This is a genomic window from Pseudomonas kitaguniensis (assembly GCF_049199985.1).
Taxonomy (GTDB): domain Bacteria; phylum Pseudomonadota; class Gammaproteobacteria; order Pseudomonadales; family Pseudomonadaceae; genus Aquipseudomonas; species Aquipseudomonas kitaguniensis.
This window is the reverse complement of record NZ_JBLZPT010000005.1, coordinates 1-7620: the sequence shown is the minus strand read 5'-3', so window position 1 is coordinate 7620 and position 7620 is coordinate 1. Positions and strand designations below refer to the sequence as shown.

Annotated in this window: 4 protein-coding genes and 1 pseudogene; 4 read left to right on the top strand and 1 reads right to left on the bottom strand. The window is 62.7% G+C overall.

Annotated elements, in window-relative coordinates; genetic code table 11:
- Nucleotides 1-273 precede the first annotated feature (273 nt).
- Nucleotides 274-4309, top strand: a pseudogene (locus ACOZK9_RS08845) (molybdopterin-dependent oxidoreductase).
- Between the two features lie 11 nt (nt 4310-4320).
- Here ACOZK9_RS08845 and ACOZK9_RS08840 read toward each other — a convergent pair.
- Nucleotides 4321-5094, bottom strand: a complete 774-nt coding sequence (locus ACOZK9_RS08840; RefSeq protein WP_421555633.1) for a nucleotidyltransferase domain-containing protein — start codon at nt 5092-5094, stop codon at nt 4321-4323.
- A gap of 299 nt (nt 5095-5393) precedes the next feature.
- Here ACOZK9_RS08840 and ACOZK9_RS08835 point away from each other — a divergent pair, with 299 nt between their 5' ends.
- The 3 genes from ACOZK9_RS08835 to ACOZK9_RS08825 all read left to right on the top strand — a co-directional run bounded on the left by ACOZK9_RS08835 (nt 5394) and on the right by ACOZK9_RS08825 (nt 7501).
- The gene (locus ACOZK9_RS08835) at nt 5394-5708 is read left to right on the top strand and encodes a hypothetical protein (protein WP_421555632.1); all 315 of its coding nucleotides are present in this window, start codon (nt 5394-5396) and stop codon (nt 5706-5708) included.
- Between the two features lie 90 nt (nt 5709-5798).
- Nucleotides 5799-6212 (top strand): DUF2231 domain-containing protein, encoded by a 414-nt coding sequence (locus ACOZK9_RS08830; protein WP_152751081.1) that lies wholly within the window; start codon nt 5799-5801, stop codon nt 6210-6212.
- Nucleotides 6209-7501 (top strand): PQQ-dependent sugar dehydrogenase, encoded by a 1293-nt coding sequence (locus tag ACOZK9_RS08825; RefSeq protein WP_421555631.1) that lies wholly within the window; start codon nt 6209-6211, stop codon nt 7499-7501. Before ACOZK9_RS08830 ends, ACOZK9_RS08825 begins: the two co-directional genes overlap by 4 nt.
- The last annotated feature ends 119 nt before the right edge of the window (nt 7502-7620 follow it).

Sequence of the window (7620 nt, the reverse complement as noted above, 5' to 3'; positions counted from 1 at the left end):
TTTTTTTTTTTGGTCCCCCCTTGTTGGCGGCCGCTTTATAAAATTTTTTTTTTTTTTTTTTTTTTTTTTTGGGGGGGGGGGGGGGGGGGGCGGGGGGGGCCCCCCCCCCCCAGCCCGATTGAAAACCTGGCGCGTGACTTGCTAGGAACACTCCACAGAGCAGTCAACGCTGATTGCCCATTCACGACAAAGGCGCCGTGCAACTCCCGTTTTTAACGGAGGGTTGCAGGGCGCTTTTTGTTTGCGGGCAGCAAAAGTTTTCGAGGGTTACGGATGGCAAACCAGAGCGTACGCAGCGTGTGTCCTTATTGTGGCGTGGGCTGCGGCATCGTCATGCAGGTCGAGAACAATAAAGTGGTCAAGGTGACTGGCGACAAGGCCCACCCCACCAACTTCGGACGCCTGTGCACCAAAGGCACCACCTGCGGGCAGGCCATTGCCGAGTCCGGGCGCATGGCCAACGCGTATGTGCGCCAGGCGCGCGACCACGACCCGGTGCGCATCGGCATGGACAAGGCGATCAGCGAAACCGCCAGCCGTTTGCGCAGCCTGCTCGACACGCATGGCCCAGACGCGCTGGCCTTTTACGTGTCCGGGCAAATGTCGCTGGAAGCGCAGTACCTGATCAACAAACTGGCCAAGGGCTTTGTGCGCACCGCCAACCTCGAATCCAACTCCCGCCTGTGCATGGCCAGCGCCGGCAGCGGCTACAAACTGTCGCTGGGTTCCGACGGGCCACCCGGCTCGTATGAAGACTTCGACCGCGCCGACCTGTTCTTCGTGATCGGCGCCAACATGGCAGACTGTCACCCGATTTTGTTTCTGCGCATGATGGACCGCGTCAAGGCCGGGGCGAAGCTGATCGTGGTCGACCCACGGCGCAGCGCCACCGCAGACAAGGCCCAGCTGTTCCTGCAAATTGAGCCCGGCACCGACCTCGCGTTGCTCAACGGCCTGCTGCACCTGCTGGTAAAAAACGGCCACACCGACCCCGCGTTTATCGCGGCCTTCACCGAAGGTTGGGAGGCGATGCCGGGGTTCCTGGAGGACTACCCGCCGCACCGCGTCGCCGAGATCACCGGCCTCGCCGAGGCCGACATCCGCCAAGCCGCCGAGTGGATCGGCGCGGCCGCTGAGTGGATGAGTTGCTGGACCATGGGCCTCAACCAAAGCACGCATGGCACCTGGAACACCAACGCGCTGTGCAATTTGCACTTGGCCACCGGCGCGATTTGCCGACCGGGCAGCGGGCCGTTTTCGCTCACCGGCCAACCGAACGCGATGGGCGGCCGCGAGATGGGCTACATGGGCCCCGGCCTGCCGGGCCAGCGCTCGGTGCTGGTCGAGGCCGACCGCGCGTTTATCGAAGACCTCTGGCGCATCCCCGCAGGCAGCCTGCCGCGCCAGGCCGGTGGCGGTACGGTGGCGATGTTCGAGCAGATGATCAGCGGGCAAATCAAAGCCTGCTGGATCATCTGCACCAACCCGGTCGCCAGCGCGCCGAACCGCCGCAAGGTGATCGAAGGCTTGCAAGCCGCCGAACTGGTGATCACCCAGGATGCCTACCTCGACACCGAGACCAACCGCTACGCCGACATCCTGCTAACCCGGCGCGCTGTGGGCCGAGGCCGAAGGGGTGATGATCAACTCCGAGCGCAACCTCACGCTGATGCAAAAAGCCGTCGACGCGCCCGGCGAGAGCTTGCCCGACTGGCAAATCATCGCGCGGGTCGCGTGCGAGATGGGCTTTGCCGAGGCCTTCACCTATGCCTCTGCCGCCGAGGTGTTTGACGAAATCAAACGCGCCTGGAACCCAAAGACCGGCTATGACATTCGCGGCGCAAGCCACCAACGCCTGCGCGAAACCCCGTTGCAATGGCCCTGCGCGTCAGCCGATGGCGCAAACCGCAACCCGATCCGCTATGTGAATAAGGGCACGCTCACCTTCGCCACCGACAGCGGCAAAGGCCAGTTCCTCGCGCGCCCACACCTGCCGCCCGCCGAGATGCCGGACGCGGCGTTCCCGTTTGTACTCAACACCGGCCGCTTGCAACACCAGTGGCACACGCTGACCAAGACCGGCAAGGTCGCCACGCTGAACAAGCTCAACCCCGGCCCGTTCGTTGAATTGCACCCCGAAGACGCCGCAAGCCTGGGCATCAAGCATAAAGACTCGGTGGAAGTGCGCTCACAGCGTGGGCGTGCGGTGCTGCCCGCGGTGGTCACTGACCGGGTGCGCCCCGGCAACTGTTTTGCGCCGTTTCACTGGAACGATGTGTTTGGCGAACACCTGGCGATCAACGCGGTGACCAACGATGCCGTCGACCCGATTTCGCTGCAGCCCGAGTTCAAGTTTTGTGCCGTGGCGCTGGCCCGCGTCGAGCTGATCGAGCATCAGTTTTTGCACGCGCCGGCCGCCGTTGCCAACGACCTAGCCCCTGTAGCAGAGGACCTCGCCATGTCGCGACTCGACGCCTTCGCCGACCTCGCCGGCATCCGTAACCTCGCGCCGCCACCACTGAGCGACAGCGAACGCACCTACCTCGCGGGTTTCTTGAGTGGCTTGCAATCGAGTGCCGGGCGCCAGGCCGTCGGCGTGCCGGTAATGCCGGCGAATGCGCCGCTGGCCAAGGATTCGCGGCTGTGGCTGGACGGTTTGCTCGGCGGTTTGTTCAGCCGCACGCAGGCAGGCGCGGCGGTCGATGCCGTGGCGTCGGCGCCCTCCCCGGCAGTCACGCTGTTATGGGCGTCGCAAACCGGTAATGCCGAAACCCTCGCCGAGCGCTTTGCCAAGCGCTTGCGCGACGGCGGCATTGCCGTGGAGTTGAGCGCCATGGCGGACTTCCCCGCGAGCAAGTTGGCGAGCACGCAAAACCTGGCGCTGATCAGCAGCACCTTCGGCGACGGCGACCCGCCCGACAATGGCGAAAGTTTCTGGCACGGCCTCAACAGCGTCGACACGCGCCTGGAATCGCTGCGCTTTGCGGTGCTGGCCTTGGGCGATCCGAATTACGACCAATTCTGCAAGCACGGTAAACAACTCGATCAGCGCCTGTTGGAGCTGGGCGCCACCCGCCTGCTGGAACGCGTCGACTGCGATACCGAATTTGAAGAGCGCGCGGATGCCTGGCTGGCTCAGTTCCTGGAATCGCTGCACCCGGCCAAGCCAATAGCGCCCATAACACCCGCAGCGCCAGCCACGCCCGCCGGCAAAACCAAGTTGCATGGGTCACGCCTGCTGCTCAACCGGCACCTGAACCCGCAGAGTTCGCACAAGGAAACCCGCCAGTTCGCGCTGGACCTGGCCGACTCCGGCATGAGCTATGAAGCCGGTGATGCACTGGGTGTGATGCCGCGCAACTGCCCGGAACTGGTCAGTGAACTGCTCGACCTGACCGGCCTGGATGCGGCTACCTGCGTGAACATCGACACCTTCGGCGATGTGCCGCTGCACCAGGCACTGACGCAGCGCTTCGAAATCGCCCGGCCGAGCAGCGACACCCTGGCGTTTATTGCCGAGCGCAGCAGCAACCCCGGCCTTAAGCAACTGCTTGACCCCGAGCACAAAGCCGAACTGAAAGACTGGCTGTGGGGCCGGCAACTGACCGATGTATTGCAGCAATACCCTATCGATTGCTCGGCCAACGAACTGCTCGGCACCCTCAAGCGCCTGCAACCGCGTCTCTATTCGATTGCTTCCAGCGCCAAAGCCTACCCGCAGGAGGTCCACCTGACCGTGGCGGCCGTGCGCTACGGCAAGCGCAAAGGCGTGTCGTCGACCTTTTTGGCCGACCGTGCAAGCGACTGCGAAGTGCCAATATTCGTGCAACCGGCCAAACACTTTCGCACGCCCGGCGACGGTAACGTGCCGATGATCATGATCGGCCCCGGCACCGGCGTGGCACCGTTCCGGGCATTTTTGCAGGAGCGCCGCGCGCAAGGCCATCAGGGGCGGAACTGGCTGTTTTTTGGCGAACAGCACGCCGCCAGCGACTTTTACTACCAGGATGAACTGCAAGGCATGCAGCGCGACGGCCTGCTGACGCACCTGAGCCTCGCCTTTTCGCGCGACCAGGCGCAAAAAATCTACGTGCAGGACCGCATCGCCGAACAGGGCGCCGAGCTATGGCGCTGGCTGCAAGACGGCGCAAAAGTCTACATCTGCGGCGACGCCAGCCACATGGCCAAAGATGTCGACCACGCGCTGCGCCAGGTCGCACAGGCGCACGGCGGGCTCGACGGCGAAGGCGCCGTGGATTACTGGCGCCAGTTGAGCGAGCAAAAACGTTACCTGCGTGACGTGTACTGAGTGGGCACTGATCAGCGCGCGGCCAGCAGCCAGCTCAGAAAGGTCTGCAACCGCGTGCAAAATGCTTCGCCCTCGGCGCTCGGGTTGCGCGCCTCAAACAGAAAGTACGCGACCTGCACGCGCATCGTCGGGCAGTGCTGCACGAACAGCGCGACGTGCTCTTCGAGCGTGTGCGGCCAGCTCAACACGTCCTCCGCGCGCAGTATTTGCGTCGCTCGAATCAACCTGCGCGCCGCTTCGCGTTGCAGGCGAAGGCGCTCCGGCACGCTGCCTGCGTCGCCTATGCGCGCAAGGTAAGCGTTTAACACTTGTTCAACGTCATCATTGATCGCCAGCGCGATTTCGCGCGAAGGCCGAAACGGCTCAAAATGCCGGGACAGGTCATCACCCCACACACAACGGCAATGATGCTTGAGCCAAAAGCCCCACTTGTTTTTATGCTCGGGCGCCAGCACCTGCGCACGGTGGCCAATATCGAAGTCGATTTTGGTCACTAGCGGGTGGCGTTTTTCCAGTGCCTGCCGCAGCCCGTCCAACTGTTCAAGCACCTGCGCACCTGGCGGCTCACGCAGTACCAACGTGAGGTCAAGGTCCGAGTCACCTTGGCTGGCCTCGCCCCTCGCGACACTGCCATACACATAAATGCCGTCCAGCCCAAGCGCCGCCTGCGACAGGGTCGCGCACACGTCCGCCAGCAGTGGCTCGAATTCGGGTTGCAGGGGAATAGTGGCGACGCTGAGCACAAAGCCCTCTGCATCAACGCCTGTCGGTTTTAGTGCGCTCATGGGTAGTTCCTGATTTGTGACCATCAAGCATGCCATTCTTTAACCCCGAACGACGCTGCCAATGCGCATGAACAGGCCTTTCGGTGTGCAGCTGCGCCCTTAACTGACTGGCTGAGCCTGGCATCAATTAAGTTGAATCCTGCTTTTCAGCGGCGGTCACCTATAAGGACAGCAGCAAGCCGATGACGCTACGGAGGCCGTGATGAACCTTGCAATGACACTTTTCAGCCTGTTTGCCGGGTGGATGGCGATTATGATTTCAATGCTGTGGGGCGTGTTACGCGTGGCCCGTTGGCACCATGATTAATACGCCGGATGGCCGTTACTTCGTGGTCAAGGGCCAGCTATGGCGCGCGACCAACCCCGCACTGGAAGAAAGCCTGCGCCAGCACTGGGTTAACGAATTGATGGACGCGCGCCGCTCGGTCAAAGCCGCCAAGGCCTCAAGCGATGCGAGCGCGTTGAGGGATGCGCGGCGCCGCGTGCAGGCCGCCAAGGTTGCATTGGGCGAACGAGGCCCGGTGTGGTGGGACGATGGCAGCCCGGACTTCAACCGCCGCCAGGTGGCTAACACGCCGTACGCCGGTTGGTACGAAACACATTTCGATACGTAACCACGGTGAACTTTCTTTCAAACGCTGCGCTCCTTTCCTATGCGCTGCCCCGACCCCAGGGGCGTTGTATAAACAAGGAGTTGCCATCCCATGACCACCCTTCCCGTCTACCAAACCTCAACGCCAGGTCCGCTGCACGCGACCTTGCTGGCCGGTACCGTGCCGCTGTTTCTCGGTGCCCTGATCAGCGACATCGCCTATACCCAGACTTTCCAGATTCAGTGGGCTAACTTTGCCTCTTGGCTGATCGCCGGGGCGCTGGTGTTCTGTGGATTTGCGCTGCTGTTTGCGTTGGTTAATCTGGTGCGTGCCGAACGCAAGTCGGGGCAACCCGTGGTGTATTTTTTGCTGCTGTTGGCCACCTGGGTTCTCGGCCTGATTAACGCTTTCCAACACGCCAAAGACGCATACGCCGCCATGCCGACCGGCTTGGTGCTGTCAGTCGTCGTCACGCTGCTGACACTCGCGGCAACCTGGACTGGCCTGCGCGGAGGTGCCAAATGAAAACGTCGAGCACATTGACCTTACTCAGCGCTGCGCTGTTGCTGAGCGCCTGTGGTGGCGAAGGCGACAAGAACCAGGCTCGCGGGCCTGACCCTAAATTGCCGGAGCAACAAAGCAGCTTGCTGCCGAGCATGAAAATCGCCGAGCCGACGCCGTGGGGCGAGCAAAAACCCAAGGTGCCCGAAGGCTACAGCGTGACCGCCATCGCCACCGGCCTGGCCATCCCGCGCCAAACCCTGATATTGCCTAACGGCGACATTCTGATCGCTGAAGGGCGTGGTGGCAGCGCGGCCAAGCTCAAGCCCAAAGATGTGATTGCCAGCGTGATCAAGGCCGAAGGCAACACCAAGGTCAAGGGTGGCAACCGCCTGACCCTGCTGCGCGATGCCGACGGTGACGGCACGTATGAGTTGAAAACCGTGTTCGCCGAGAACCTCAACGCGCCGTACGGCCTGGCATTTGCCGACGGCAAACTGTACGTCGCCAACCAGGATGCATTGGTGCGCTTCGACTATACCGACGGCCAGACCAAAGCCAGCGGCGCACCGACCAAAGTCACCGACTTGCCGGCGCAGATCAACCACCACTGGACCAAGTCGCTGGCCGTGAGCGCGGATGGGCGCCAGCTTTACGTGGGCATTGGCTCCAATAGCAACGTCACCGAGCGCGGCATGGAAGTCGAAATCGACCGCGCCATGGTCTGGCAGATCGACGCCGCCACCGGCGCGCACAAGCCCTACGCGACCGGCTTGCGCAACCCGACGGCGCTGACCATCCAACCGGGCTCCGGGCAACTGTGGACGGTGGTTAACGAGCGCGATGAGCTCGGCCCCGACCTGGTGCCGGATTACCTGACCTCGGTGCGTGAAGGCGCGTTTTATGGCTGGCCTTACAGCTATTGGGGCCAGAATGTCGACAGCCGCGCGCAACCGCAGAACCCGGCGAAAGTCGCGGCTGCGATCAAGCCCGATTACAGCCTCGGCTCCCACGTTGCTGCGCTGGGCGTGGACTTTTCGATCCCCGAGATGGGTGAGAAATTTGCAGACGGTGTGTTTGTCGGTGAGCACGGCAGTTGGAACCGTGAAAACCCGGTGGGCTACAAAGTCATCTTTGTGCCCTTCAGCAACGGTAAACCGGCTGGCGAACCGATTGACTTCGCTACCGGCTTTCGCGGCGATGACGGCAAGACGCGCGGGCGTCCGGTGGGGGTGACGGTGGACCCTAAAGGTGCACTGATTATCGCCGACGACCTGGCCAACACTGTGTGGCGGGTGACGCGTAATCGCTGAACCTTTGCGGGGGGCGCGGGGGGGCCCCCCCGGCGGGGGGGTATTTAAAATAATAGGGAATAGATGGGGGGGTTGAGTTTTGGGGGGGGCGCGCCCGGGGTTGACCCCCGCCCCCCCCC

Bases quoted from the DNA above. Each gene is read 5' to 3' on its own strand.
- ACOZK9_RS08835 (WP_421555632.1), top strand. From the start codon at position 5,394: ATGATTAATACGCCGGATGGCCGTTACTTCGTGGTCAAGGGCCAGCTA.
- ACOZK9_RS08830 (WP_152751081.1), top strand. From the start codon at position 5,799: ATGACCACCCTTCCCGTCTACCAAACCTCAACGCCAGGTCCGCTGCAC.
- ACOZK9_RS08825 (WP_421555631.1), top strand. From the start codon at position 6,209: ATGAAAACGTCGAGCACATTGACCTTACTCAGCGCTGCGCTGTTGCTG.
- ACOZK9_RS08840 (WP_421555633.1), bottom strand. From the start codon at position 5,094: ATGAGCGCACTAAAACCGACAGGCGTTGATGCAGAGGGCTTTGTGCTC.